The 26,826-nt window shown below is 45.7% G+C and carries 27 protein-coding genes; 21 read left to right on the forward strand and 6 right to left on the reverse strand.

What is annotated here, in order from left to right; translation table 11 throughout:
• The first annotated feature begins 13 nt into the window (after nucleotides 1–13).
• Genes flgG through R7Q39_RS09765 form a run of 7 tightly spaced genes read left to right on the forward strand, consistent with a single transcriptional unit; the run spans nucleotide 14 to nucleotide 6,529 of the window.
• A complete protein-coding gene (gene flgG, locus R7Q39_RS09735) occupies nucleotides 14–799 on the forward strand; it encodes a flagellar basal-body rod protein FlgG (protein WP_005374008.1) in 786 nt (261 codons plus the stop codon).
• A gap of 32 nt (nucleotides 800–831) precedes the next feature.
• Complete coding sequence (flgH, locus tag R7Q39_RS09740; RefSeq protein ID WP_017635111.1) at nucleotides 832–1,503, forward strand: flagellar basal body L-ring protein FlgH; 672 nt, start codon at nucleotides 832–834, stop codon at nucleotides 1,501–1,503.
• Nucleotides 1,488–2,624 (forward strand): flagellar basal body P-ring protein FlgI, encoded by a 1,137-nt coding sequence (locus R7Q39_RS09745; RefSeq protein WP_086026720.1) that lies wholly within the window; start codon nucleotides 1,488–1,490, stop codon nucleotides 2,622–2,624. Before flgH ends, R7Q39_RS09745 begins: the two co-directional genes overlap by 16 nt.
• A gap of 10 nt (nucleotides 2,625–2,634) precedes the next feature.
• On the forward strand, nucleotides 2,635–3,183 hold the full coding sequence (locus R7Q39_RS09750; RefSeq protein ID WP_005374002.1) for a rod-binding protein: 549 nt from the start codon (nucleotides 2,635–2,637) through the stop codon (nucleotides 3,181–3,183).
• Entirely contained in the window at nucleotides 3,184–4,557 is a 1,374-nt protein-coding gene (gene flgK / locus R7Q39_RS09755; protein ID WP_005374000.1) for a flagellar hook-associated protein FlgK, read from the forward strand.
• Between the two features lie 13 nt (nucleotides 4,558–4,570).
• Nucleotides 4,571–5,470, forward strand: a complete 900-nt coding sequence (gene flgL, locus R7Q39_RS09760) for a flagellar hook-associated protein FlgL (protein WP_318076028.1) — start codon at nucleotides 4,571–4,573, stop codon at nucleotides 5,468–5,470.
• Between the two features lie 18 nt (nucleotides 5,471–5,488).
• Nucleotides 5,489–6,529, forward strand: a complete 1,041-nt coding sequence (locus R7Q39_RS09765) for a flagellin (RefSeq protein ID WP_005373996.1) — start codon at nucleotides 5,489–5,491, stop codon at nucleotides 6,527–6,529.
• Between the two features lie 88 nt (nucleotides 6,530–6,617).
• Here the strand turns inward: R7Q39_RS09765 and R7Q39_RS09770 are convergent, their stop codons facing one another.
• Entirely contained in the window at nucleotides 6,618–9,281 is a 2,664-nt protein-coding gene (locus R7Q39_RS09770; RefSeq protein ID WP_390508340.1) for a DUF2339 domain-containing protein, read from the reverse strand.
• Between the two features lie 440 nt (nucleotides 9,282–9,721).
• Here R7Q39_RS09770 and R7Q39_RS09775 point away from each other — a divergent pair, with 440 nt between their 5' ends.
• The 4 genes from R7Q39_RS09775 (at nucleotide 9,722) to R7Q39_RS09790 (ending at nucleotide 13,887) form a co-directional block, all read left to right on the forward strand.
• Nucleotides 9,722–11,521 (forward strand): cation:proton antiporter, encoded by a 1,800-nt coding sequence (locus tag R7Q39_RS09775; RefSeq protein ID WP_005373994.1) that lies wholly within the window; start codon nucleotides 9,722–9,724, stop codon nucleotides 11,519–11,521.
• Between the two features lie 238 nt (nucleotides 11,522–11,759).
• On the forward strand, nucleotides 11,760–12,779 hold the full coding sequence (gene fni, locus R7Q39_RS09780; RefSeq protein WP_005373993.1) for a type 2 isopentenyl-diphosphate Delta-isomerase: 1,020 nt from the start codon (nucleotides 11,760–11,762) through the stop codon (nucleotides 12,777–12,779).
• A 194-nt stretch (nucleotides 12,780–12,973) separates the two neighbouring features.
• Complete coding sequence (locus R7Q39_RS09785; protein ID WP_005373992.1) at nucleotides 12,974–13,237, forward strand: DUF3012 domain-containing protein; 264 nt, start codon at nucleotides 12,974–12,976, stop codon at nucleotides 13,235–13,237.
• A gap of 251 nt (nucleotides 13,238–13,488) precedes the next feature.
• Complete coding sequence (locus tag R7Q39_RS09790; RefSeq protein ID WP_005373991.1) at nucleotides 13,489–13,887, forward strand: GFA family protein; 399 nt, start codon at nucleotides 13,489–13,491, stop codon at nucleotides 13,885–13,887.
• Nucleotides 13,888–13,983: 96 nt separating this feature from the next.
• Here the strand turns inward: R7Q39_RS09790 and R7Q39_RS09795 are convergent, their stop codons facing one another.
• Nucleotides 13,984–14,334 carry a rhodanese-like domain-containing protein gene (locus tag R7Q39_RS09795; RefSeq protein WP_025768015.1) on the reverse strand — a complete coding sequence of 117 codons (351 nt, stop codon included), beginning with the start codon at nucleotides 14,332–14,334 and terminating at the stop codon, nucleotides 13,984–13,986.
• Nucleotides 14,335–14,601: 267 nt separating this feature from the next.
• On the opposite strand from R7Q39_RS09795, the gene R7Q39_RS09800 reads away from it, so the two are divergent.
• The 3 genes from R7Q39_RS09800 (at nucleotide 14,602) to R7Q39_RS09810 (ending at nucleotide 16,839) form a co-directional block, all read left to right on the forward strand.
• Complete coding sequence (locus tag R7Q39_RS09800; RefSeq protein ID WP_005373989.1) at nucleotides 14,602–14,892, forward strand: co-chaperone GroES; 291 nt, start codon at nucleotides 14,602–14,604, stop codon at nucleotides 14,890–14,892.
• A gap of 33 nt (nucleotides 14,893–14,925) precedes the next feature.
• Nucleotides 14,926–16,524, forward strand: coding sequence for a chaperonin GroEL (gene groL, locus R7Q39_RS09805; RefSeq protein WP_171342653.1), 1,599 nt, complete (start codon nucleotides 14,926–14,928; stop codon nucleotides 16,522–16,524).
• A 105-nt stretch (nucleotides 16,525–16,629) separates the two neighbouring features.
• Entirely contained in the window at nucleotides 16,630–16,839 is a 210-nt protein-coding gene (locus R7Q39_RS09810) for a hypothetical protein (RefSeq protein WP_005373984.1), read from the forward strand.
• Between the two features lie 130 nt (nucleotides 16,840–16,969).
• Here R7Q39_RS09810 and R7Q39_RS09815 read toward each other — a convergent pair whose 3' ends face one another.
• Nucleotides 16,970–17,581: a LysE family translocator gene (locus R7Q39_RS09815; protein WP_047102790.1), complete on the reverse strand. Its 612-nt coding sequence runs from the start codon at nucleotides 17,579–17,581 to the stop codon at nucleotides 16,970–16,972.
• A 109-nt stretch (nucleotides 17,582–17,690) separates the two neighbouring features.
• Here R7Q39_RS09815 and R7Q39_RS09820 point away from each other — a divergent pair, with 109 nt between their 5' ends.
• Both R7Q39_RS09820 and R7Q39_RS09825 read left to right on the forward strand, forming a co-directional pair.
• Nucleotides 17,691–18,581: a LysR family transcriptional regulator gene (locus R7Q39_RS09820; RefSeq protein ID WP_151515874.1), complete on the forward strand. Its 891-nt coding sequence runs from the start codon at nucleotides 17,691–17,693 to the stop codon at nucleotides 18,579–18,581.
• 59 nt (nucleotides 18,582–18,640) lie between these two features.
• Complete coding sequence (locus tag R7Q39_RS09825) at nucleotides 18,641–19,012, forward strand: VOC family protein (RefSeq protein WP_053304622.1); 372 nt, start codon at nucleotides 18,641–18,643, stop codon at nucleotides 19,010–19,012.
• Between the two features lie 98 nt (nucleotides 19,013–19,110).
• Here R7Q39_RS09825 and R7Q39_RS09830 read toward each other — a convergent pair whose 3' ends face one another.
• A complete protein-coding gene (locus tag R7Q39_RS09830) occupies nucleotides 19,111–19,332 on the reverse strand; it encodes a hypothetical protein (RefSeq protein ID WP_318076030.1) in 222 nt (73 codons plus the stop codon).
• A gap of 122 nt (nucleotides 19,333–19,454) precedes the next feature.
• On the opposite strand from R7Q39_RS09830, the gene R7Q39_RS09835 reads away from it, so the two are divergent.
• A complete protein-coding gene (locus tag R7Q39_RS09835; RefSeq protein ID WP_005373975.1) occupies nucleotides 19,455–19,982 on the forward strand; it encodes a TetR/AcrR family transcriptional regulator in 528 nt (175 codons plus the stop codon).
• A 44-nt stretch (nucleotides 19,983–20,026) separates the two neighbouring features.
• Here R7Q39_RS09835 and R7Q39_RS09840 read toward each other — a convergent pair whose 3' ends face one another.
• A complete protein-coding gene (locus R7Q39_RS09840) occupies nucleotides 20,027–20,977 on the reverse strand; it encodes a helix-turn-helix domain-containing protein (protein WP_104976286.1) in 951 nt (316 codons plus the stop codon).
• Nucleotides 20,978–21,161: 184 nt separating this feature from the next.
• Between R7Q39_RS09840 and R7Q39_RS09845 the strand changes: the two genes are divergently transcribed.
• The 4 genes from R7Q39_RS09845 to R7Q39_RS09860 all read left to right on the forward strand — a co-directional run bounded on the left by R7Q39_RS09845 (nucleotide 21,162) and on the right by R7Q39_RS09860 (nucleotide 26,109).
• Complete coding sequence (locus tag R7Q39_RS09845) at nucleotides 21,162–22,574, forward strand: ethanolamine ammonia-lyase subunit EutB (RefSeq protein WP_318076031.1); 1,413 nt, start codon at nucleotides 21,162–21,164, stop codon at nucleotides 22,572–22,574.
• Nucleotides 22,567–23,451 carry an ethanolamine ammonia-lyase subunit EutC gene (gene eutC / locus R7Q39_RS09850; RefSeq protein ID WP_017635123.1) on the forward strand — a complete coding sequence of 295 codons (885 nt, stop codon included), beginning with the start codon at nucleotides 22,567–22,569 and terminating at the stop codon, nucleotides 23,449–23,451. The genes R7Q39_RS09845 and eutC overlap by 8 nt, the downstream gene beginning before the upstream one ends.
• 11 nt (nucleotides 23,452–23,462) lie before the next feature.
• Nucleotides 23,463–24,866, forward strand: a complete 1,404-nt coding sequence (eat, locus tag R7Q39_RS09855; protein ID WP_318076032.1) for an ethanolamine permease — start codon at nucleotides 23,463–23,465, stop codon at nucleotides 24,864–24,866.
• Between the two features lie 187 nt (nucleotides 24,867–25,053).
• The gene (locus tag R7Q39_RS09860) at nucleotides 25,054–26,109 is read left to right on the forward strand and encodes a nitronate monooxygenase (protein ID WP_318076033.1); all 1,056 of its coding nucleotides are present in this window, start codon (nucleotides 25,054–25,056) and stop codon (nucleotides 26,107–26,109) included.
• Nucleotides 26,110–26,147: 38 nt separating this feature from the next.
• On the opposite strand, the gene R7Q39_RS09865 is transcribed toward R7Q39_RS09860, so the two are convergent.
• Nucleotides 26,148–26,627 (reverse strand): peptide-methionine (S)-S-oxide reductase, encoded by a 480-nt coding sequence (locus R7Q39_RS09865; RefSeq protein ID WP_005388723.1) that lies wholly within the window; start codon nucleotides 26,625–26,627, stop codon nucleotides 26,148–26,150.
• Nucleotides 26,628–26,826 lie beyond the last annotated feature (199 nt).

A 26,826-nucleotide genomic window follows, 5' to 3' on the forward strand; every position in this document is an offset into this window, starting at 1 on the left:
CAAGGAGTAAAAAATGCATTCAGCATTATGGGTAAGTAAAACAGGCATGGCAGCGCAAGACACGAAGATGACTGCCATTTCTAACAACCTAGCAAACGTAAACACGGTTGGCTTTAAGCGTGACCGAGTCGTATTTGAAGACCTTTTCTACAGCATTCAGCGTCAACCAGGCGCTCAAGTAGACCAAGTTAACGAACTACCAAGTGGTATTCAGCTAGGTAGCGGTGTTCGCGTTGTTGGCACACAAAAAGTGTTCACGCAAGGTAATACCCAAAACACAACGCAAGAGTTGGATCTTGCTGTAATGGGTCAGGGTTTCTTCCAAATAGAAAACTCGGACGGACAGATCATGTATACACGTAATGGTCAGTTCCATCGAAACTCAGAAGGCTTAATGGTGAACAGTCAGGGCCTGCCTTTAGAGCCTCAAATCCAGATCCCTGACAATGCGGTCTCTTTCTCTGTGGGTGTTGATGGCACCGTGACTACAACAACAGCAGACGATCCAACACCTCAGCAGCTTGGTCAAATTACACTTGCAAAATTCATCAATCCAGCCGGCTTAGAGGCCATGGGTGGCAACTTATTCCGTGAAACGGAAGCCAGCGGTCCAGCTGATGAGCTGATTGCAGGAGCTGATGGTGCCGGCATTATCAAGCAAGGTGCACTGGAAGGGTCAAACGTACAAGTAGTAGAAGAGATGGTCGACATGATCACCACTCAACGTGCGTATGAGATGAATGCGAAAGTGGTCTCTGCTGCAGATGACATGCTGAAGTTTGTTTCGCAATCAATGTAAGTATGAAATTGGTGATGATGAAGGAAAAAGCAATGAAATGGCTTTCTAAGAGTTGGGCAGTAGCCGCCGTGTTGCTGGTGGGATGTGCTGGCCGTCAGGAATTTATTCCGCCTGAGCCGAATGCTGAGGAATATGCACCACCAACGCTCGATTACACGCTGCCGGAAACCCAATCTGGTAGCCTTTATCGTCACCAATACACGATGACTCTGTTCCAGGATCGTCGTGCTTACCGAGTTGGCGATGTATTAACGGTTCAATTATCAGAAGAAACCTCATCGAGTAAAAATGCGGGTACTAAGTTCGGTAAAAGTTCAGCAATTAACTTTGTGGCGCCGACCATAGGCACGAAAACTATCGATGAGTTAGGGGTTAGCGTGGATGGCAAACGTAACTTCGATGGCAGTGCATCAAGTTCACAAGGCAACAAGCTTCAAGGTGCCATTACGGTAACGGTACACGAAGTATTACCTAATGGCGTATTGCGTATCAGCGGTGAAAAATGGCTTCGTCTGAATCAAGGCGACGAGTTTATTCGTCTAACCGGTATCGTCCGTGTGGATGATATTAACCGCAGTAACCAAGTTTCTTCTCAACGAATTGCTGATGCAAGAATTACCTACGCAGGTCGCGGAGCGCTAGCTGACAGCAACGCAGCCGGGTGGCTAACTCAGTTCTTCAACAGCCCATGGGTACCTTTCTAATGAAGACAATGCAATCTTTCTTTATGTCTCTCCTATTGGTGTTGACCTTGGGACTACCAGGCACTTCACGTGCTGAAGCGGAAATTCCGATCATGGACTTGGTCGATGTTCGCGGCATTCGAGAAAACCAGCTGGTTGGTTATGGTTTGGTGGTTGGCTTAGCCGGCCAAGGTGACCGAAACCAAGTGAAATTTACCTCTCAATCTATTACCAACATGCTACGTCAGTTTGGGGTTCAAATTGATGACAGTATGAACCCTAAGCTACGAAATGTGGCTTCTGTGAGTGTGACAGCGTCCGTTGATCCAATGGCAGGCCCAGGACAAACGTTGGATGTGGTTGTGTCTTCAATCGGTGATGCAAAGAGCCTTCGTGGTGGTACGTTATTGCTAACGCCTTTACGTGGTATTGATGGCGAAGTGTACGCGATTGCGCAAGGCAACGTGGTTGTGGGGGGCTTATCTGCAGAGGGGCGAAGTGGCTCCAAAGTAGAAGTGAACACACCAACGGCGGGTCGCGTTCCGAATGGTGCGACTTTAGAGAGAGAAATCAAAACCGATTTCAACCAACGTGATGAAATCACCCTAAACCTGCGCAAGCCTAGCTTCACTACAGCAAAAAATATTGCGCGTGAAATTAACAACACTTTTGGACCTAACGTTGCAGTTGCGATCAATAAAGCGCGCATTGATATGCGTGCACCAAAAGATACACAGCAGCGTGTCGTCATGATGTCGATGCTTGAAGAAATGAGCGTCGTTGAAGGCCGTAAACCTGCTCGTATTGTCTTTAACTCTCGCACTGGCACCGTGGTGATCGGTAAGAGTGTCAAAGTGAGTGAAGCAGCAGTAAGTCACGGTAACTTAACCGTGCGAATTTCTGAATCACAACAAGTTAGTCAGCCTAATGCGTTTGCAAATGGCGATACGAAAGTCGTTAACCAAACGGATCTTGATGTGAATGAAGATCTCGCTCAGATGGTGATTTGGCCTCCAGGCACGGAACTTAACACCATAGTTAATGCGGTAAATAGTTTAGGTGCCACGCCTACAGACTTGATGTCTATCCTGCAAGCTTTGAGTGAAGCGGGTGCATTGAACGCTGAATTGGTCGTGATATAAGGAGTTAAGGATGAAGCTAGACAGTACCAATGAACAAACTCAGTTAAATTCGATGCTTTATCACGACAATAGTGCATTGGCTAACATCAAGCATAGTCGTGATCAAGAAGGCGCACTTGAAGTCGTCGCAGGTCAATTTGAGGCAATGTTCCTACAAATGGTGTTACGCCAAATGCGCAGCAGTAGTGATGCTCTTGCTGATAAAGACAGCCCGTTTGCCAGTCAGCAACAAGGGGTATTCCGTGATATGTATGACGGTCAGCTGGCGATGGAACTAGCAAAGAAACAGAGCTCAGGCATTGCCAATATGCTCATCCAGCAGCTGAGCCCGTCTATGCGTGAGGTTGCTTTCGATGCTGCGCGCAACATCTCATCCGCTAACGATGGTAAAGCTTCGAATTCTGAATCTATCTCACAAGTAGATTCTAAAGAGGTGGAGAAGAATTCAAGCCTATTTAATACCGCTTCTCAAGCCGTCGCCTCTGTTAAACAGGTATTCGGTGAGGCCGGTATGACTACCGCGTTTTCTCAGCCGTTGATCAGAAAAATGGAGCTGTAAATGAACCTAGTTAATATTGCCCTTTCAGGTTTAGGCGCGAACCGTGTGGCCCTAGACGTAACCGCGCAAAACGTGGCAAACGTGAATACCGTGGGTTACAGTCGTCAACAAGCGTTGATGGCATCTGTCGATGATGGTAAAGCCAATCGCTTAAGTCCAGGTTTAGGGGTAGAAGTCACTAGCATTCGCCGCGTTACTGATCAATTTCTGATTAAGCAAACGTGGTCGACTAACAGTATGGCGGCATACGCATCTGGATACACCAGTAACATGAGTCAGCTAGAGAATACGCTTGGTGCCGATGGTTTCAGTATATCGGCTGGCTTGGACTCGCTAAACGCTGCGCTTAACGATGCGACCGTTAAGCCGGAATCCATACCTTACCGCCAGCAGATCATTAACGAATCTGAAGCTTTGGCCCGCCGTTTTAATACGCTTACCGAGTCTTTATACAATCAACATAAAGACATGAGCGACCAACGTAATGCAGCGCTTAACCACGCGAATAGCCTTATGGAAAATATCGCGAAGGTGAACAAGCAACTGGTAGAGATGCAAGGTACAGGTGGTAACCCATCACAGTTAATGGATGAACGAGATAGGTTAATCGGTGAGTTATCTCAAACCATTGAAATCAAAACAACACAGCAGCATGACGGCAGTGTTCAGGTCACACTAACCTCTGGTCAACCGCTTGTGATGGGTACGGACCATGGCAAACTGGAAGCCATTCCTGACCCGAGTGATCCTTACTTGGCGGACTTACACGTCACGTTCTCGAATCAAAGTTTTGCGATTGGTGACTCGCTTGGTGGCAAATTAGGTGCGATTAATGACTATCAAACCGAAGTGTTGAAACCAAACCAATTGGCTCTGAATGACATGGCGAAAGCTCTCGCGGATGAATACAACGCCGTGCTTGCGACTGGCAAAGACTTAAATGGCAACCCAGGTAAACCTTTGTTCAGCTATGACCCAGCAAACCCTGCAGCCAGTTTGGATATTACCAAGCTAACTCCAGATGAGCTTGCGTTCTCAAGTGATGGAACACCTGGTAACGCAGATGCGTTGCAATCATTGATCGAGTTAAGCAACAAGCCAGTGGCGGTATCAGGTTACGGCTCAGTAAGCTTGAACGATGCCTTTAGTTCAATGGTGGGTCAAACCGCAATTAAAGCACGCCAAGCTAACGCTGATTATCAAGCGAAGTTAGCCATGAACAAGCAAGCGCACGCAGCTCGCGATAATGTTAGTTCCGTAAACAGCGATGAAGAAGCGGCTAACCTAATGATGTTTGCTAATGCGCACAATGCCAACATGAAAGTGATCAGCACAGCAAATCAACTGCTCGATTCTATTCTGCAGTTATTCTAAGAGGAAAGTTTAGATGCGAATTAGTGACAATCAATTTAGTCAAATGATGTTGCACAGCTTGCAGAGCAATAGCGCGGGACTAGGCGAAGCTCTGCAACAGATGTCTACTGGCAAGCGCTTGACCAAGCTGTCTGATGATCCAATGGCTTCGATCAAGTTGCTTAACTTAGACCGAGAAACCAGTGCGATTGCTCAGTACAAAAACAACATTGAAAACGTAAAAACGACGCTATCGAGTCAAGAAACCCATTTAGATTCGATCAAAGAAAGCTTAAAAAGCATGCGAGACATCGCGCTTTGGGGTGCGAACGGCTCTCTTACTGACGAAAGTCGTGGCGGTATGATTACAGAGCTTAAGAGTTACCGTGACTCTATTGAGTCGTCTTTTAACGCGCAGGATGAAGAAGGGCACTACCTTTTCTCTGGTACTAAAACGGATACTGCGGCTGTAAGTAAAGCGAGCGGCAGCTACGTAATTGAAGGTAATAGTGACAAGCGCGTAGTAACAATTGCTAAAGGTGTCACGATGGATTCCAATATGACTGCAAAAGAAATATTGGACCTTGGGGGAGGTCATAACGTGCTTAACCAAATTGATGCGCTGATCAAAGAGTATGAGAGCCCTACCGCCAACTTCAGAGCTGAAGTTGAGGCGAGTATCAGCGCTATCGACGATACTTTTTCAAACGTACTAGGGACCATGACTGAGATTGGTGGTCGACACAACAACTTAGATCTTGTTGGTGGCGCGCACAGTGAAAACAAGCTGTTCGTTGACAAAGTATCTGGAGACCTCTCTGCTCTGGACTATGGTGAAGCGTCGGTACGATTGAGTAATTACATGGCCGCTTTGCAAGCAACGCAAGCAAGCTATGTGAAGATCGATGGTTTGTCGCTGTTTGACCGTTTATAAGGTTAGGAAGTTCTTTTTATGGTAATGAGTACAGTAGAGGTTAGACCCCATAGCATACGCTTAGGTGGACAAGAACAAGCCTCTATCATGCCGACCCGTTCTGCAGACTCAAGTACGGCAATTAAACCGCGCCCGGCGCAAATTCAGGCTGACACTGCGTCAGCCTACTCTGTATCTGGTATTCAGCTTACGCAGGGTCAGCAGCAAGCCACGGCGGTTCAGATCGCGTCCAAATCGCTGCAGGTGATTGGCAAAGAGCTCACGCAAATTAAACGTGGTTTGACGCAAGCTATTAATCAAGGCGTACAAAATGTTCCTGGTTTGCAGGATACATTGGTTCGTTCTAAAGCCACCATCCAAAAAGTCGTTGAGCAAGCACGTTTCGATGGCCAGAAAGTCCTAAATAACGAACTGCACTTAAAACTGGATAAAGCGGATATTCGTCGCTTTTCTATTCCAGGTTTGAATGTTCATCGCTTAAGCGACAAGGCCGAGCAAATCCGTTTGGATTTTCCTCAAGGTCAAGCGGTGATGATTCAGTTTGATGGACAATCAGACGGTGAGCGAACGGTCAAAATGCTGGATCGCAGCTTGATTGCGTTAGGAATGCGAGCCTCATTAGCCGATGATGGCAGCATTTTATTTGAAGCCAGAGACAACGCTTATCAACAAATGCAGCAAAAGGTGATGGTAACGGGGGAAGGGCACCGATTCCCTGCGGGACAGCCTAACGTTTTGAACTTAAAGTCTGAGCCAGATGGTATTGCGGAGCTCGGGTTTGATCTAGGCTCACGCGACGGCATCAAGCAGACGATTGCCAAAGTAAATCAGCATCTGAAACAAGTTCAAACGAGTTTGCAAGAAGCGAAAGCTTTTCATGGTGAACTGAATACTCAAATGCGTTCTATCCAAACCAAAACCGCACAGCTTTCAGTCAATGAGGTGAATGCAAAACTGGATGGATTCATGCAAAAGTCTGGCGAGTTTACTTCGACTTTTCAGGCATTGAATGCGCAAGCAAACGTGCGTCGTCATACCGTGGTCGCTTTACTGAAGTAACGAACACTCCAATGATTCCCGGCTTTACACTGTTATCGTCCCCCAATAACGAAAACAGCGCACTGTCGGGAATCTCTCTTTGACTCGTCTAGGGCTCGAGTGCTTTTGCCACCGAACGATTCAATTTCTGGAATAGCCATCCAAGTGCTATCAAAGACGCACCTAAGCCTAAGAAGCTTATTGCTCGCCAGAACCCATCCAGAGAGCTCACATCCCATAAGAATACTTTCAGTGCGACACAGGCAAGGACCACTAGACCGACACGCTGCATCATCAGCCCCTGTTGGGTCACGCCGCGCCAAGTCAGCAATCCACCTACGAGCAAGCCAGCCACTGAATAACTGAACAACTCTGCCATGCTGGTTGGCTGATACAGCATCATCGATGTGGTTTGCCAGAATTGACGGATAGACATCCCCAACCAAATGGCTGCAAGTAAAAAGCCTAGACTAGCAATCGCAAATCGATGAACTTGCAACGTATTCCAGCGTTTAAAGGTTGCGATAAGCAGGATGCAAGCTGGTAACAGCCAGCCGATACTCAGCATGTTAAAGATGGGAAGTGCTTGTGCAGAGACGTTATCAGTCACCAACGGCGATTCTGCCGTATTAAGCAAAATAATCAATATAGCGAACGCGCACCAAAGCAAGTAACTATAGATTTCGTAGATACGGCTTAAGCGTTGCGCAAATTGGCTGCGGTAGCTGTATACCAAACCCATAACTAATGCTTGATTGGCAAAGACTGCCGCACTTGTGAAGTCGATGTTCCCCAAGTAACCATATTGCCCCGTTAACCAGTAGTTAGTTTGGGTGAACAATGCCATTAAGAATACATGTAAAAACGCCCCTTCAAACCAGTTGGTCAGTTCTCGGTCCACTTGTTTTAGTGTTGAACGAGCATAAGACAAGATGAAGAGAGAAGGCAGATAACTCACCAGAACCCAAGCCCAATGCCCAGCTTCTACCGGTTGCCATTCGGGTATGAAAGGTAGCAGAGTGAGTCGGATAACCAGTATTCCCATTGCCACTTTAATCGCCCAACTCGCAGGTCGAAATAACCCGACTTGAGCCTGTAAGGCCATTATCGCAACTTGTATTGAGATTGCTGTTGTTAACCAAGTATCGCTCAACCAAACAAAAGCGATACCTACGATTAAAGCATGCATAACGGCAGAGCATTCTAATGCCAACGAACGTGCACGCTGACCAAGCACAACATAGTAAGTGGCTATCAATGCGCAGAATGCAGTCCAATACCACAGGTAGCCCTGCATAAATTCGTCAATATAAAACAACGTAATTAAGCTCATCGCGGGAGCCAGTACCAGCAGAAGCAGCCCACTGAGTTGCGAACGGTCACTAAGTGATTGGCAATATGTTCGATAGCAGATCAGCGCAATACTCGCGGCCAATGCGAATAGGATGCTAGCTTCTCGTTCTAACATATACAGCGCATCAAAAGCGATGGTAAGAACAATCAGCGCGGTTGACGAGACGAGTATGGATGGCAAAAATACACGTAATGACCAGCCTGTACGAAGTGCTGGGAGCCAGATGATCGCAACAAGCAGCGTATAACAGTACGCCATTTGTAGAGTATTCAGCTCCGGCATTCTGGTGACGGCAGAAAAGGTCAATAAAGCAGTTGCGAGAGCGGTAGCGGTCGGCGAGTTTGTCCACTTGCTTTGATAGTGACGAAAGCGAGGATTGAGCATCCAACCCATTCTCGGAACCGCGAAAATGAGATACAAAGTGATGGAGAGATAAATCGCGAGCCACGAGAACAACCGTTCTGTTGGTACACTCTCAATCAACAGCAACATCCAAATGACATGTGGAATCGCGATACTTGGCGTAATCCATGCCCTACGCACTTTTTGCATCAATAAGGTCGCCGCGAACGAAATCGCGCAGATGTATCCGGCTAACAAAAAGTAGTTGGGTTCACTACCTCCAATCCACAGTGGTGCTGTGTAGCCACCAATTAAGCCAAGCACGGCCATTAACGGCCCTTGTCGCAATGATAATGCTAAACTGAAAAATGCCGCTGAAGCCAAAATGATCAACGAGATACTTGGCGTTAGCATTTGATAAACCACAAAGGCAAAAATGACGGTGCAGTAAATGCCCGTTAATCCCGTACCGGTAACGGCAGCAGGAACATACGTAAAGCCTTGGGCTCGTGCTGCCCGCTGCGGATTCTGTTGTTCTTTACGGTGAAACCACTCGCCAACAAGCACCATAAGTAATGAGATCACAAAGGCAAAGGACACTCGCATAAATGGCGAAAACTGGATGTGACTACCAATCACCTGTACGAGATAACCTCCACCGATCAGCATGGCCAATGCGCCTACCCAAACCAACCAATTTTCTTGGATGTTGCTAAGCAGGCTCTGAACTTTACTCTGAAGGAATGACTCATTTTCTTGACTAAAAACATCCAGTTGCACTTCTCTTATCTGGGCGTACCCTTGATTCGCAGCGCTCTGGTCCAAGTCTAGGTTGGCAGCTGGATCATGTTCCCCAGAGGATGAGACATTTTTCTGTTGTGATTCTATGTGAGGTGACGTCGCTACAGATGGTGTGTCTTTTTCGATGCTGGATTGTTGGTGCACTTGTGGGCTTGAGCCCCCATGGACACTGGCTCGTAGTGATGTGACTTCCTCACGAAGTTTGGTTAGTTCTTTTTCTAAAAGTGCAGCTCGGTTGGCGGCTTTCACTCCGATGAGGATGGCGAGACACGCCATGAACAGTGCTAGTATTACGTACAATCCATTTCTCCTTGCGTACGTCGCGTGACCCACGATTCTTAACTTTGAGCACTTACGCTAAAGCTTAGTTCATGCTCTATGCCTTAGCCTCATATAGTGCTAGGTTCCGCGCTTTCTTTAGAAATCATTCTACATAATGAAACTCAATGCGTAATGATGAATTCGACAAAGTCGCACACTTGTGTGCCACTTTAAGACCTGATGAACAAAAATGAGTCGTTAAGTCATTGGGGGTCAACTATATTCATAGTTCTGATGCGATCGCCAAATGACTTCAAACATGTGCGTTTCGTAGCGATGTCATCGAAGGTCAGTCGTTTGATTTGCACGTTCGGTTGTTTCTATTTGACCGTAAGGCTGAATGTATTCGGGTATAGCGCATTCACGCGAAAAAAGACAAAAACAGGTAATTATTGATGCAAGTGGGTAATGAAGCGCTAGTGCTGTCAGCGGTTGGGGTTATTGGTTTAGGTTGCCAATGGTTAGCTTGGCGATTGCGTTTGCCAGCGATTTTATTTTTGTTGTTGGCAGGGCTGATCGTCGGGCCATTTATGCAGTGGTTAAATCCTGATGAGATATTAGGTAATTTGCTCTTTCCGTTGGTCTCTTTGGCGGTGGCAGTGATTTTATTTGAAGGCAGTTTGACCTTAAATTTTAAAGAAATTCGTGGTGTGAGTGGTTCGGTATGGAGCATTGTTTCCATCGGGGCGATCATTTCGTGGGCGGCGACCAGTATCGCAACACACTATTTCCTCGGCTTTACTTGGGAGCTTGCCATGTTGTTCGGCAGCTTAACCGTAGTAACAGGGCCGACGGTCATCGTGCCACTTCTACGAACCGTAAGACCTAACAGTACGCTTGCTAACATTTTGCGATGGGAAGGGATTTTGATTGACCCGCTCGGTGCGCTTTTTGTTGTGATGGTTTACGAGTTTATCGTATCTCACAGCGCGATAAATAGCGTCGAAGTGTTTGGGACGATCATTGCTGTCGGTGTCATGCTAGGTGCGGCCTCAGGCTATGCAGTTGCGACGATCATGCGTCGCTCTTGGCTACCGGAATATTTGCAGCCATTTGCGGTTTTGATGGTGGTTCTAGGTGTATTTTCGGTCTCTAACCACATTGAGTCTGAAGCTGGGTTACTAACCGTCACCGTAATGGGTATGTGGCTCGCAAACGCTAAAGACATCAATATTCAGCAAATTCTGCACTTTAAAGAGCATTTAACCATTTTACTGATCACCGGATTGTTCATCTTCCTTGCGGCTCGAATCAGTCTGGATGATTTTGCTGCGCTAGGTAGCGGTGCGTTATTGTTGTTTGTATTTATGCAGTTAGTGTCGCGTCCGTTATCGATTTTTCTTTCAACCTTCCGCAGCAACTTGCGTCTTAAAGATAAGCTGTTTTTGTCTTGGGTTGCACCGCGCGGTATTGTTGCTGCTTCGATTTCGTCTCTTTTCGCGATCAAATTGACCGAATACGGCATTGATGAAGCGATTTTACTGGTCCCTATGACCTTCATGGTGATTATAGGAACGGTCGTGTTACAAAGTGCGACGGCACGTCCTGTAGCGCTGACGTTGGGCGTTGCAGAGCCAGCACCACGCGGCTTCTTGTTGATTGGTGCTAACCGAGTAGCAAGAGAAATAGGGCAGGCGCTGGCGCGTTATGACCGCCGCGTATTAATGACTGACTCAAACTGGGAGTACATCAGTCAGGTTCGTATGTTGGGGTTGGATTACTATTACGGCAACCCTATTTCTAGTCACGCGGACGACAACTTGAACTTGATAGGAGTTGGACAAGTGGTTGCATTAACGCCCGATCAGCATTTCAACATTATGGCTTGCATGCAATTCGTCGACGAGTTTGGGGAAGATAAAGTTCACTGCTTACAAAAAGTGAAAACCAACGGCAATGGCAGCGAGAAGCACTCCGTGGCTCAGGAGTACCATGGTAAATTGCTGATGGGCGGCAATGTAAGCTATACCCAGCTAGCCAGTATGTTAAGTCGTGGTGCAGAGGTTAAACACACGAAATTGAGCGATAACTTCACGTATCAAGATTATTTAGCGCATCACAAAGGTAGTTCAGTTGTACCGCTGTTCCATGTAGAAGAAAAAGGAAAAATTCAATTCTGTGATGATCCCGAACAGTTTGAACCAACGACGACAAGCACTGTTGTGTCGCTAATTCTGTCGGACAGCGTAAAGTAAACTACAGAGCAATGTGATCCATTTTCATCATGGGTATCGTACGCTGATTATCTCAATTTGAAGAGAAACTTGCCGGCTTGTTTAAAACGGAAAGCGAGTTTCTTTTCTTATAATGTCAGGGGCAGTCGAGATTCATTACTCGTTTCGGAAAAGTAATCCGGCAAATTCACAAAATTCGCATTGACGTTACTGATAAGGATCGCAATACTGCGCGACTGTTTTACTTTAGGGTGACATTATGGCTCCGCAAACTAACCGAAAAGATTTACACCTAGATGCTGTTTTACATCATGATATGAGCATGAAGCATAAAACGGCGGGTTTTGAGTCTGTCGAGTTTGAACACTGTGCGCTGCCAGAATGTGACTTTCACGCGATCGATTTATCGACAGAGTTTCTTGGTCATCAATTAGCGCTACCGTTTTTGATTAGCTCGATGACTGGCGGAGCAAAAGACGCAGAAACGATCAATTGTCGTTTAGCTGAAGCAGCAAGTGAATTAGGTATTGCCATGGGTGTGGGCTCGCAACGGATTAGCTTAGAAGAAAGTCAGCATTCGGGCTTGGGTAAAACCATTCGTGAGTTGGCGAAAGAAGTACCGTTGTATTCCAATCTTGGAGCCGCTCAATTGCTCGATAAAGGTAAACTCGATAATGCGCAACGTGCGGTTGAGGCGATTCAAGCCGATGCCTTGTTTGTGCACGTTAATCCAATGCAGGAAGCGTTTCAGAAAAATGGCGACCACAATTGGGTTGGTGTTTTCCAGGCAATTGAGATGCTTAAATCTCGCGTGAAGGTTCCTATCATTATCAAAGAAGTCGGTTTTGGTATTAGCGGACACGTTGCGCAGCGATTAATTGATGCTGGTGTGGATGCAATTGACGTTGCGGGCGCGGGTGGCACAAGCTGGAGTGCGGTTGAAGGGTATTGCCAAGATAATCCGAAAATGCAGCGTGCAGCCGAGCTTTTCCGCGATTGGGGTGTCCCTACAGCAACATGTTTGGCTCAAATCCGCGCACTGCATCCTACATTACCCTTGATCGCCTCGGGAGGTGTTCATAACGGACTTGAAGCGGCGAAAGCCATTCATTTGGGGGCTAATCTCATTGGGCAAGCTGGTGCGGTATTAAAAGCTGCGACGATCAGCACGCAGTCTGTCGTCGATCACTTTGAACAAATGGCATTAGAGCTGCGTTTAACGTGCTTTGGTACTGGCTCTTTTAAGGTTGGTGAGCTAACAAAAGCGCGCTGCCTATAGCTTTTAGAATGGCGCGCTTTACACAGAGTCGCTCAATAATTTTTCGATGTCTTAACACGTAGACTGATAATTTCGTTATAGTTGATACAAAAGTCACTTCAGCTAGTGACGCCTTTATTCAGACACTTGAATGGGCACGTGTTGAAGAGATTGAGTTTAATTTTACTATTGTTTGCAACTGGAACCTTAAATTTATGAAAAAACTAGTCATGCTGATGTTGGCGGCTTCTGCTTTGACCGCTTGTAGTGATGAAGTGGGCACTGAAGGCTGGTGTAACGACATGCGCGATAAGCCAAAAACAGAATGGACAGCAGACAACGCGGTAGACTTTGCAAAGCATTGTGTTCTGCAAGATGGTGTCGGCAGCGAGCAATGGTGTGAAAACCTGAAAGATAAGCCGAAAGGTGACTGGACTGCAAACGAAGCGACCAGCTTTACTAAACACTGCATTTTTTAAGCACAGCGGAAAGCGCCTTTTCTGAGGCGACATTCTGTGAGGTAAACACCAAGCGTTATTGCTTGGTGTTTTTGTATCTAAAATAGCTCTATTTTTCACGTGTCAGCGCACTTCCCTCTGAATGGAAAGTTTTACATTTTCGTTTCATTTTTGAAAACCTGTATTGCCTGTCTTTAATTTTTCGTATTGCAATGGCATGGTGTCGAGATAGCCATCTAATTCAATTAGATTCATAACAAAAAGGAATTCAAATGGAAGTACTAAAAGGCTCATGTCTGTGCGGCAAGGTAAAGTTGGAAGTGGCAGATGAATTTAAGTACATGGGAAATTGCCATTGCTCTGAATGCCGCAAGTTCACAGGTTCTGACTATTCATCTGCCGGTGGTATTGCGTTGGATAAACTGCTTATTATCCAAGGGAAAGAAGATATTCAAACTTATCAGAAAAGCGAAAATACCATGCTATGCTTTTGTCGCCACTGCGGATCGAGCCTGTATTCGAAAAAGAACAATGGGATCGTCAATATTCGCCTTGGTATCTTGGATGACACACCTTCTCACAAGCCTGATTTCCATATTTTTGTCGCATCGAAAGCGCCATGGATCGAGATATCGGATAACCTGACTCAATTTGATGCAGGGCCCAGATAGTAGAGTTGTTGTAGATAAGTATTTAGAAACAGAGCGCGTTACAATACGCTTGCGACGCGCTCTGTGCTTTTACTTTGTATATTAGAACGGAGACGACTATTTGGCGTCTTGTAGTTCTTCAAAGCCACCTGCATTGTGCAGATTCGTAAAGCCTTGCGATTGTAAGTATTGATACGCTTTGCCAGAGCGGTTACCACTGCGACAGTACAACACGATAGCTTGATCTTTATCGACGTCTTGAAAATGTTTATCAAGTTCAGATAAAGGGAAGTTGACGGCATTATCCAAATGCCCTTCAGAAAACTCTTGCGGCGTGCGCACATCGACAATCATCGCGCCCTCGTCAATCAATTGCCAACCTTGTTCAGCGCGTTCAGAAGCTGACACGTTGGGTGAGAGGAAGCCAACGCATAACGTTGCAAGAAATAGAGATACGGCCTTTTTCATTGTTTGATTATCCTTTTTAAGAGTACGTAACCACTCTAGATTTGATTGAGCACATTTTCCATCATAAAGAGATGCTAAGTGGTTGTGAATGCGATAATTCGATAGAAAATTTTATTTAATTTAATAAAAAATTTTTATCAAATTCACCTCTTGAACTCTCATTTTTCGACCTTATTATTTTCATCGAAAGCGAGCTGTCGACTCGCAAATCCATCTTGATGTTTATTTTGTCTTTTATTTTTGGTTCCAAGTAGGAGGCACTTAAAAATGAAAATTCGTCCTTTAAATGACAAGCTAATTGTTGAAAGACAAGAGGTGGAAAATAAATCTGAAGGGGGAATCGTTTTAACTTCTCAGTCGGTGAAAAAATCAAACCGCGGGAAAGTCATTGCTGTTGGTTTAGGTAAACGTCTTGAAAATGGCGAACGCGCTGCGATGGAAGTCAAAGTGGGCGACCAAATCATTTTCAATGACGGTTACGGCGTGAAAACCGAGAAAATTGACGGCGCAGAATACTTAATTCTGTCCGAATCTGATGTGTTAGCAATCGTTGAGTAATTATTTTTGTAGTAGTTTTTTGAGGAGATAACCATGGCTGCAAAAGACGTATTATTTGCTAATGACGCACGTCAAAAAATGCTGAAAGGTGTGAACTTACTGGCGGACGCAGTAAAAGTGACACTAGGCCCGAAAGGCCGCAACGTTGTGCTTGATAAATCTTACGGCGCGCCAACCATCACCAAAGATGGCGTGTCTGTAGCGAAAGAAATCGAACTGAAAGATAAGTTCGAAAACATGGGCGCACAAATGGTGAAACAAGTGGCGTCCAAAGCGAATGATGAAGCGGGGGACGGTACAACGACGGCTACCGTACTGGCGCAATCTTTCATCAATGAAGGTCTTAAAGCGGTAGCCTCTGGCATGAACCCAATGGACCTAAAACGTGGTATCGACAAAGCCACTGAAGCGGCGGTTGAGAAACTACGTGAAATGTCTAAGCCATGCAGCGACAAAGAATCCATCATCCAAGTGGGTAGCATTTCTGCAAACAGCGATCGCGCGATCGGTGAAATCATTGCAGAAGCGATGGAAAAAGTGGGTCGCAATGGCGTGATTACGGTGGAAGAAGGCCAAGGTCTAGACAACGAATTGTCTGTGGTTGAAGGTATGCAATTTGACCGCGGTTACTTGTCGCCATACTTCATCACTAACCAAGAAAATGGCAGCGTCGAGCTAGACAACCCATACATCTTATTGGTGGACAAAAAAGTCAGCAGCATCCGCGAGCTATTGCCTGTACTAGAAGAAGTAGCGAAATCTTCTCGCTCGCTATTGATCATTGCTGAAGACATCGAAGGTGAAGCGTTAGCGACATTGGTTGTGAACAACATGCGCGGCATCGTGCGTGCGACCGCGGTGAAAGCGCCTGGCTTTGGTGACAACCGTAAAGCGATGATGGAAGACATTGCGGTACTAACTGCTGGTACGGTCATCTCTGAAGAAATCGGCCTAGAGCTCGAAAAAGCAACGTTAGAGCAACTAGGTAGTGCGAAGAAAGTGACCATTACCAAAGACACAACAACCATTGTGGGTGGCGCAGCAGAAGCAAGCGCGATTGCTGATCGTGTGGCTTCGATTGAAAAACAAATCGAAACAACCACTTCTCAATACGACAAAGATAAGCTTCAACAACGTGTTGCGAAGCTATCTGGCGGCGTAGCGGTGATCAAGATCGGCGCTGCAACCGAAGTTGAGATGAAAGAGAAGAAAGACCGCGTGGACGATGCGCTACACGCTACTCGCGCAGCGGTTGAAGAAGGTATTATTGCTGGTGGTGGTGTTGCCCTAACTAAGATCGCGAAAGAATTGGCGGATCTAAAAGGCGACAATGATGACCAAAACGTGGGTATCCGAGTTGCGCTACGTGCAATGGAAGAGCCTCTTCGTCAAATCGCAACTAACGCAGGTGACGAAGCTTCTGTTGTGGCGAACGCTGTCAAAGCTGGTGATTCCGATTACGGTTACAACGCTGCAACAGGTGAATACGGCAACATGATCGAAATGGGCATCTTGGACCCTGCGAAAGTAACACGTTCAGCGCTTCAATTCGCAGCGTCTGTTGCTGGCTTGATGATCACCACTGAAGCGATGATCACCAACCACGTTGAAGACAAAGAACTTGATATCTAACGTCATCAATCGTTAGTGATTAAGTAAGCGTTAAAATAACAATAACATTGCAAAACCTAAGCGGGCTCGCTTGAGCCCGCTAATCAGTCATTTGAGGTAAGTGTTATGACCCGTTTACCTGCGTTTTCTTTCTCAATATCTGAGCCGGGCGGTAATGAAGCTTCGTCAACGTGGCCGACTGCTATTCACTTCCCCCTCGTTCCAGCTGGGCCAGAGTTTTCGATCGAAAATGCTTTGCCTAAACGTCCGACAGTGACGATATTCACTATCGATCTGTCTCAGTTATTTAAAGGGGACGCTCGGGTCATCCATTAACTGTATCGAAACAGCCAGCGCACGTTGGCTGTTTTTTTTAATTTAAGGTATTGATAATGCAGATTTTTATTTGATTACAGCCACTTGTTCAATGATCAATTTGAATTGGGGTAATCGGACCGCAAGCGTACTACACTTTTAAGCCCAGCATCGCGCCGAAAATGATTAATCCCGCCCCACATGCTTGATTGAGTCGATGCTTAATCTTCAACAAGAAAGCTTGTAGCTGGGGTGACGTGAATAAAACAGCAACGATAGAAAACCAAATACCATGCAGCGCAATCATATAAATCCCGTAGAACAAGGCGATGTGTTGCTGACTAGAGTCGGGAGAAATCACTTGGCTAAAAATACTCAGAAAAAACAGCATCGTCTTGGGATTGAGTAAATTACACAGAAACCCCTGCATGAAAAATCGCCACATTGAATACTCGCTCTGTTGAACGGTTTCTGAGTTTGATGCAGGTTGCGAGGAGAATATTCCTTTAATCCCAAGGTAGACAAGATAAGCGGCTCCAAGATAGCGCACGAGATTAAACAACCATTCATTTTGTGAAATTAAGTAACTGATCCCCAGCATGGAGTAAGCGGTGTGGATGCTTATCGCCATGCTGATACCAATCGCACTGTATACGCCTGCTTTTCGTCCTTGATTTAAGCTATTTCTTAATACCAAAACAAAGTCTGCGCCAGGGCTAATGACAATAAGCACACCTAATAACGCAAGAGTTACAAATTCCATATCGATTTCCTGTTTGAATGATGAAGTCTGGGATGTAGCGGAATTGTAGGTGTCTTTATTACTGACTATAATCGAAAAATATTCCCATATTGGTGAGAAAAACTCACAGATGCGTCACCTGAAATCTTTTTATGTCTTCCACGTTGCGGCGAGTTCTTCAAGCTACACTGAAGCGGCTGACAAACTGAACATTACTCACGGAGCCGTGAGTAAGCAGATCAAGCAACTTGAGCAATATCTGTCTCAACCTTTGTTCTTCAAAGAGGGCAGGAAAGTCGTGTTGACGGCGGAAGGCGAATTACTCAAGACATACACAGAAACGGCATTCCAAACGCTAGAAACAGGCGTGAATACGCTTATTCAAGAGAAGCATCAGCATCTTGAAGTGTCTTGTGAACCGACATTAACCATGCGCTGGTTGATGCCAAGGTTGGCCGCGTTTAATGATGAACACCGTGCTGATGTTCGTTTGTCGACGGCTGGTGGTCCGGTAACATTAGGATCAACTGGGCTTTCGATGGCGATTCGTCGAGACGATTTTGCGCAGCATCACGATTACGACAAAACCATTCTTGTGGAAGAGTGGGTGGGGCCGGTATTTTCTCCTGAGTGTTGGCAATCCATTAAAGACAATTTGAAAGCAGCTCGATTGTTGAATAGCCAAACCAGACCGAATGCTTGGGCGGATTGGCAGCAATCAACACGTTGTGAAACTTTCAACGGCAACACTCAGCAATCATTCGCGCATTTTTATTTTTGCATACAAGCCGCAGTGGATGGCTTAGGCGTCGCAATGGGATCGTATCCTTTTGTCATGGACGATATTAAGCGTGGTAATTTGGTCGCACCATTTGGGTTTTCTCCATCAAGTTGCAATTACGTTTTATTGAGTCAAGATAAAAAGCGTACAGAACTCGAACATAAATTTATCACGTGGTTACAAACGCAAATGGCAGAGTGTGTGCCACTGTCATCACAGCAGATTACGCAAGGCGAATAGAAGGCATAGAGCGAGATTACGTCAGTCAGTTTTATGGAAAAAGGCTTAGGAAATTGGAAATGGAAAACCTCAATATTGTTGAAATCAAATCATTTGTTCCGGCGAAAGATTACGCGCTATCAAAACGCTTTTATGAGGCGATTGGCTTTGAAATGGCGTCGGACTTCGGTGATGTAGCATACTTCTCTCAAGGTAGCTGCGCGTTTCTTTTACAGAATTTTTATGAGCCAGAACACGGCAATAACTTCATGATGCACTTGCTCGTAGAAGACGCAGAAAGTTGGCATCAGCACTTATCCAAAGTGGGTCATGAGGAATTTGGTTCGCGTTTGACAGAGCTAGTCGAGCAACCTTGGGGCATACGCGAATGTTGTTTGTTTGACCCTAGTGGCGTTTTATGGCGAATTGGCCAGAACATGAATACTGACTAAAGCCAGTCTTATTTTCACCGCATCTACGCGCAGGTATTGAGATCTCGATATCTGCGCGTTTTCTTTTTTACTTAGCCTTGCCAACGTTTGTAGCGCACTCACGCCTTTTTCGAGGTGGTGTGCGATGGGCTAACGCCAAAAAAATCCTCAAGCAGCATGGCTTTGAGTTCCGCTCTGACTTCTGCGCCACCGATTAACGCCAAAAGTGCGAGTCCTCCTGGAATAAGGATGACCATTAATATCGGTCTTAAAATATACGAAAAGCAGAAGATGGTCGGGAAGAAAATCAATCCTTGGCCTAGTTTGTTTAATACGTACATGAGCGATTCCTTTTGTTTTTATATAAAATGAGCATGCTCAATTTTATAAATGAGCGCGCTCAATTTGTCAATCTCAACCACGCAAGGTATGATCCTTTCAGGCTCATTAAGCAGACACATCAATGACGAAGCGACAACAAACCAGAGATAAAATTCTAAAAGCCGCATGGGCATCTTTTGCTCAAAATGGCTATGACATGACGACCACAAGGCAGATAGCGAGAGAAGCAGGAGTAGCCGATGGCACAGTGTTTAGCCATTTCCCGACTAAACTGTCGATTTTGCGCGAAGGGATGCTGGCGCAACTGCAACAGATCAGCCAAGAAACGCTAGTCAGTGTGGAAGGTAAAACCGATATCGACATTGGTTTGGCGCTGACGGAGAAATACTATCGCTACTATTTTGCGAACGTTGAGCTGAGCCGAGCTTTGTTGAAAGAAGTGATTTGGGATTTGGATTATTATCAGTCGTTTAACCAAGCTTTGTTTCAATCTGTAAACGGAAGCTCCGTCCTTGAGGGAAAAATACCGCTGATTTTTGACTGCTATTTTATGACGTTAATCTCGCACTTGAGCCGTGCAGAACCGGATGTTGAAGCGGCACTTGAAGAGCTTCATGCTAAGTTTCAGCAAATCATTGCGACTGCATAACATGGCCCCAACGCAGGATCTGAAAGAATATACTGCCTGTCATCTTATTTGCTGGACTCCCATTTTCTCGTTTCAGTTGGTGTCTCACCAAATAGCCGCTTGTAGCTTTGACTGAACTGCCCGAGATGGAAAAAACCAAAGTCAAAAGCGATTTCTGCAATTGTTCGATTATCTTCAGGGCTTTGTAGCACTCTACGTACTTGATTCAGGCGCATTCGATGTATGAACTGCTTTGGGGAAGTATTACAGCAATGTTCAAAGGTGTACTGTAGTGTGCGACGACTGACGTGTACTGCATCACACAGTTCACTGACGGTTATCGGTGTACGGTAGTCTAGATCCTGTAGCTGTTGTTTTATACGGTGCATCACGTGTTGACGATGAGAGATTGATATCGGATGGCTCGTGTGCAGTGAACTGAGTGAGAACAGCTCCAGCACAATATCTTTTAAGATTGCTTGATGTGTGGTTTCAGACCATCTTGGTTCGGCGGAACCAAGTAACATGCCTAAGTAGTATTTAAGTTGTTGAATGTGTTTTTCCGTCAAACCCGTTAAGTGTAATGTGTTGTTTTGGATACTCCCAAGCTCAAGTTGATTTTCTATGATGTGAACGAAGTTTTTGTCGAGCACTATTCCATAGATAGAAAACTGCTCCGGTGTCATTAACTCAAAATCAGCGCCACCTTGCCTAAGCAAAAGTTGGCTTGAATTAAACTGACTGTGATTTAGGTGTAGCGGCTTATTTTCCGCACTCAAACCCAACCAAATACCTCCCTCTTCAACCCTGCATTGCTGTCTTAGCGAGCGGTTACTGTCTTCACGAAATACATGGAAATTGGGAAATCGTCGTTCTCGAATTTGACCTAAAAATCGACCATCGCTGAGTTGGTCATATTCCTGTTGCCAGTTTATCAGACTCGCAGCTTGTTGGTTTGCATCCTTAGTGTGATGGATGCACAGCATTGGTGCAGTTTGGGGCATTTGGTTACTCATCCTTGTGATGCTCATTCCTTTTTTGTGAGTCATGTTGGAGCAGTATTTACATAACTCATTGTTTATTATTGGTTTATAAATGTTGCCAGTTTTTGATAACGCTACGGAACACATTTGGCAATACTTTCTTAAAGCTTATTGATAGTTCAGCAAAAAGCGAACCAAATAGTGAAGAGGAAGAGCAATGACGGCAACTTATCGTCGGCAACAAGGAAGTAAAGTCTATACCTTTAAGTCATTAGCTGACTTGATGGCGAAAGCGACACCGGAGCGCTCAGGCGATGCGTTAGCCGGGGTTTGTGCTCAGTCAGCGGCAGAACGTGTAGTCGCACAAATGGCGCTGTCTGAGTTACCACTTAAAACGTTTCTTAACGAGGCGGTTATTCCATACGAAAGCGACGATATCACTCGCCTAATTATCGATACGCATGACCTTGAAGCCTTTAAGCCGATTGAGCACTTGACGGTCGGAGATCTTCGAAATTGGCTGCTGAGTGAAGAAGCCGATGGTGAAACGTTGGCTAAAATTCGTCAAGGTTTAACACCAGAAATGGTGGCCGCAGTCAGTAAGATTATGCGCAACCAGGATTTGATTCTCGTTGCTAAAAAATGCCAAGTTGTCACGGCTTTTCGGAATACGATTGGTTTGCCGAGTCGCCTGTCTACTCGCTTACAGCCGAATCATCCCACTGATTCTCTCAACGGTATCGCAGCGACCATTTTTGATGGTCTGATGTACGGAAATGGCGATGCGGTTATCGGTATCAATCCGGCAACAGATAATGTACCTCAAGCTATTAAGTTAATGAACTTAATGGATGAGGTGATTCAACACTATCAAATACCGACTCAGTCTTGTGTGTTAACTCATGTCACGAACACGATCGAAGCCATTGAAATGGGTGCACCAGTCGATCTCGTTTTTCAGTCGATAGGCGGCACGCAAGGGACGAATGATACCTTCGGAATCGACTTGTCGATTTTGAAAGAGGCCCATGAAGCCGCGTTGTCTTTGAATCGAGGCAGTGTAGGAAACAATGTGATGTATTTTGAGACCGGACAAGGTACAGCGCTGTCTGCGAATGCATTTCATGGGGTCGATCAACAGACTTGTGAAGCCCGCGCTTATGCTGTCGCGAAACAGTTCGATCCTTTGTTGGTTAATACTGTCGTTGGGTTTATTGGCCCTGAGTATCTGTTTGATGGCAAGCAAATTATTCGTGCTGGGCTTGAAGATCATTTCTGTGGGAAGTTGCTTGGTTTACCTATGGGTTGCGATATCTGTTACACCAATCATGCCTATGCCGATCAGAATGACATGGATAACTTGCTGACACTATTAGGTGTGGCCGAGTGCTCGTTCATCATGGGTATTCCAGGGTCTGATGACATCATGCTCAATTATCAAACTACCTCATTTCACGATGCCCTTTACGCAAGAAAAGTACTCGGTTTGAAGCCAGCACCAGAGTTCGAACAATGGTTAATGGAGATGCAGATTTTCGAGAGCGTGCAAGACGTTCGGTTAAGTGAGCAAATCTCTCGCTCGTTTTCGGGAGCAATTAACCAACTGAATAAGGGGTATTCTCATGGGTAAAGTAATCACCATTGCTCAGTCCCCACAAGATGAGTCTGAAGTTGTCACATACAACCCGTGGGGCAAGTTACGTGACTTCACCTCTGCTCGGATCGCTCTGGGTCGTAGCGGGAACAGTGTACCAACCAACGAGTTACTCTCATTTCAGCTGGATCATGCCCAAGCTATGGATGCAGTGCATTGCAGTTTGAATATTGAGTCTCTCGTTGCTGGTTTGTCGGACTCTTACTCGATTCTTGAAAATACCTTAGAGCCTCCAGTGGTAGTGAGCAGCCGAGTAAGTGATCGGCTTATGTACCTGCAAAGGCCCGATTTAGGAAGGCAACTCGATGAATCTTCTTGGCAAACGCTCAACTTGATAGCAAATGAGCATAACACTGACATTGATCTTGCGATTGTTATTGCTGATGGACTTTCTTCCGTCGCAATTCAAAACCATGCCGTGCCTGTTGTTACTCGATTGATTTCTCTTTTAAGCGCTGATGATGAACATCAATGGAAATTCGCACCTATCACAATCGTAAAGCAAGGAAGAGTAGCGGTAGGGGATGATGTTGGTGAATGTTTTAACGCCAAGGCCGTGCTGGTTTTAATTGGAGAGAGACCCGGTCTAACTTCTCCGGATAGCATGGGTATGTATCTCACTTGGGGGGCTAAACGAGGCTCTAAAGATTCCCAAAGAAACTGCATTTCCAATGTGCGTCCCCAGGGGCTCAACTATGACGATGCCTGTGAACGCGCATTTTACTTGCTCAAGGAGGCTCGAAAATTACAACTGTCAGGAGTGAATCTGAAAGATCGCTCAGATATCAATGAGCCAAGTGGCGCAAGCGTTGAAGATAAACACAGCGACAACTTTTTAATTTCATCAAAGTAGAAGGATTTACTATGTCTAAACATCAGGAGTACTTGGCCAAAAGGCAGCTAAAAAGAGGCACCGCAGGTTGGATTTTACTTGCGGGCTTAGGTGTCTCGTATGTTATATCTGGTGACTTCGCCGGTTGGAACTTTGGCATCGCTCAAGCAGGATGGGGAGGCTTTCTTATTGCTGCTATCGCGATGGCAGTAATGTATTTCACGCTAGTATTGTCTTTAGCTGAAATGTCTGCGGCTATTCCTGCTGCGGGTGGTGGTTACAGCTTCGCAAGACAGGCGATGGGGCCGACAGGTGGCTTTTTCACTGGCTTATCAGTTTTGATTGAATATGCGCTCGCGCCTGCTGCGATAGTGATTTTTATTGGCTCAGCAGTTAATGAATTGGTTGGTATCGATGGTCCTGTTGTTTACGCACTTTTCTACGCCGTCTTTATCGCTATTCATATGGCAGGGGTTGGCGAAGCTCTCAAAGTAATGATGGTCATCAGCGGTTTGGCTGTGCTAGCTATTCTAATTACTGCTGCTGTGCTTATTGGTCACTTTGACGTTAATAACTTATTCGATATTGCTCCGGCGACGGCTCAGGCAACAGAAATCTTGCCGTTTGGGTGGTATGGCGTATGGGCTGCGTTGCCATTTGCAATGTGGTTGTTTCTTGCGGTTGAAGGTGTGCCTTTAGCGGCAGAGGAGGCAAAAAATCCGGCAAAAGATGTTCCCAAAGGCATCATTGGTGCGATGCTGTTTTTATTGCTAACCGCAACTCTCGTAGTCGTCCTTTTGGCTGGTGCGGTTGGCTCAAAGGTCATAGGCGATAGCGCGGTGCCATTAGTTGACGCCCTAAAGCTTACGGGCAATTCAACGGTAGCAATGGCCGTGAACTTACTTGGATTGGCTGGCCTTATCGCTTCTTTCTTTTCAATCATTTATGGTTACAGTCGCTTGGTGTTTGCGCTTTCCCGCGCGGGTTATTTACCGCAAACTTTGTCATTAACCAGTGACAAAAAAGTGCCTTCTCGTGCGCTTTTGGTTCCGGGCGTTTTTGGGTTCTTGGTTTCACTTATGGGTGAGGGGGACTTAATCTTGGCGATGGCTGTTGTCGGTGCGACTGTATCGTACGCATTAATGTCCTTGAGCCATATTTTATTGCGAATTAAACAGCCGGAATTAACTCGTCCATATAAAACGCCTGGTGGGATAATTACTTCGAGTATTTCTCTGGTGCTTTCTTTGATCGCAATGACAGGTGTTTATGCTTTTGATCCCTCAGCCTTTTTCATGACAATGGGATTGTTTCTTATCGGTGGTGTTTATTATGGGTTATACAGCCGCAACAAATTGGTGGCAGCAACCGCCGAGGAAGAGTTTGCCATGCTGTCTGTGGCAGAGCTAGAGCTTGAATCAGATGTCGTACGATAGTCACTTTGATTCTTGTTATTCAGCATATTAAGGGAGCCATAGGCTCCCTTTGTCATTTCTATCAAAAGTGCATAGCGCACAAATGCATCACTTTAACTTTATAAGTGTTTAATCATGTGAAAGTCTAGTCTGGATAACGATGGCGCAGATCTATCACAGGTAAAGGTTAAGTTTTCAAGGAAAGATCATGATAAACAAGGTATTTAATACACTTTTGGGAACAGAGTTACCGATTATTCAAGCGCCAATGGCCGGTGTGCAAGACAGCCAAATGACCATCGCCGTCAGTAATGTTGGCGGGCTTGGCTCGTTACCTTGTGGAATGCTGAACAAAGACGCCATCGTAAAAGAACTTCAACTTATCAAGCAGGCAACTAACCGACCGTTTAACCTCAATTTCTTTTGCCATGAAATGCCGGAGTATGACGCCAACAAGCACGAAAAGTGGCAAAAAACGCTGCAACCGTATTTTTCCGAGGTTGATGCAACCGTTCAGGCTCAGCCAAACGCTCCGACAAGGATGCCTTTCAATCATGATATTGCTGACGCGATTGAACCATTTGCACCGCCAGTGATCAGTTTCCACTTTGGTTTGCCAGACGATGATCTGTTAGCTCGAATTAGAGGGTGGGGAGGGAAGATCCTTTCGTCAGCGACCACGGTGGACGAAGCACTTTGGCTAGAAGCAAAAGGCGTTGACGGTATTATCGCCCAAGGCTTGGAGGCTGGTGGACACCGAGGTATGTTTTTATCGGATGATTTAACTACTCAGTTAAGTTTGATGGCGTTATTACCACAAATCGCCAAACGGGTGAATTTGCCTGTTATTGCTGCAGGCGGAATCGCTGATAGAAGAGGGGTGGAAGCCGCGTTGAGATTAGGAGCGAGTGCCGTTCAAGTTGGCAGCGCCTATTTGTTGTGTGATGAGGCGAAAACATCGTCTTTACATCGATATGCCATTGCCAGTGAACGCGCGCAACATACCGCTGTGACCAATGTTTTCTCGGGCCGACCAGCGAGAGGCATTGTGAATCGCGCGATGTCGGAGCTAGGCTACATCAGTGAGTTTGCGCCGAAATTCCCATACGCCTCCATTGAAATGGCTCAACTAAGAGCGCTTATGGAAAAGCAAAACCGAGATGAATTCACACCGTTGTGGTGTGGACAAAACTCGTCGGGTTGTACGGAAATATCGGCGGCAGAAATGACATTGTCATTAGTGGAAGGCATCGATTTTAACTGATATGCATCTTGCCTTTTAAAGCGATGCTGACTGAATGGTTACGAGTTATCCCTGTATTTATGTAGTAAATCTAATGGGATGTGGCAGTAATCATTCGGAAAGTTTGTGAGTCTGTCTTGGTGCTCATCATCACTTGGTACATAATTTGTGAGTGGCAGTACTTCTACGGCGATCTTGTCGGCGTCCGGTCGTGCTGCGATAAACGCTTTCGCGATGGTGAGATGCTGTTCGTTTTGGCTATAAACACCAGTACGGTACTTCTCACCTACGTCTTCACCTTGCTTGTTAACGCTGTAAGGGTCGATTATCTCAAACAAATACCCCATTAAAGTTTCAACCGAAACTTGCTCAGCATCGAACTGGGTTTTCACGCACTCTGCGTAGCCATCGTATTCGGATTGAGTGTTATCCGTTGTGCCATTTGCTCGCCCGGCTTCTGTGTTGATTACGCCCGGAAGGTGGCGCATAAATTCTTGCACGCCCCAAAGGCAGCCGCCAGCGAAGTAAATTTCTTCCATCACTTTTATCCTAGTCTTTACCGTTGTTGGGATGTAGGGAGCTAACCCCTCTTCTTCTATCCCATTTCCGTTGCCCTATTATCTGTTGATGGGAGCGAGATTCGCAAGGTACAGCTTGGCTAATCAGACCACGCGTTTTTTCCTTTTTACTTTCAATTTCTTTTCATATGAAACATCAGGTGAGTATACTGTAAGCCCA

The sequence above is a fragment of the Vibrio sp. 947 genome (genome assembly GCF_033339115.1).
GTDB lineage: Bacteria > Pseudomonadota > Gammaproteobacteria > Enterobacterales > Vibrionaceae > Vibrio > Vibrio alginolyticus.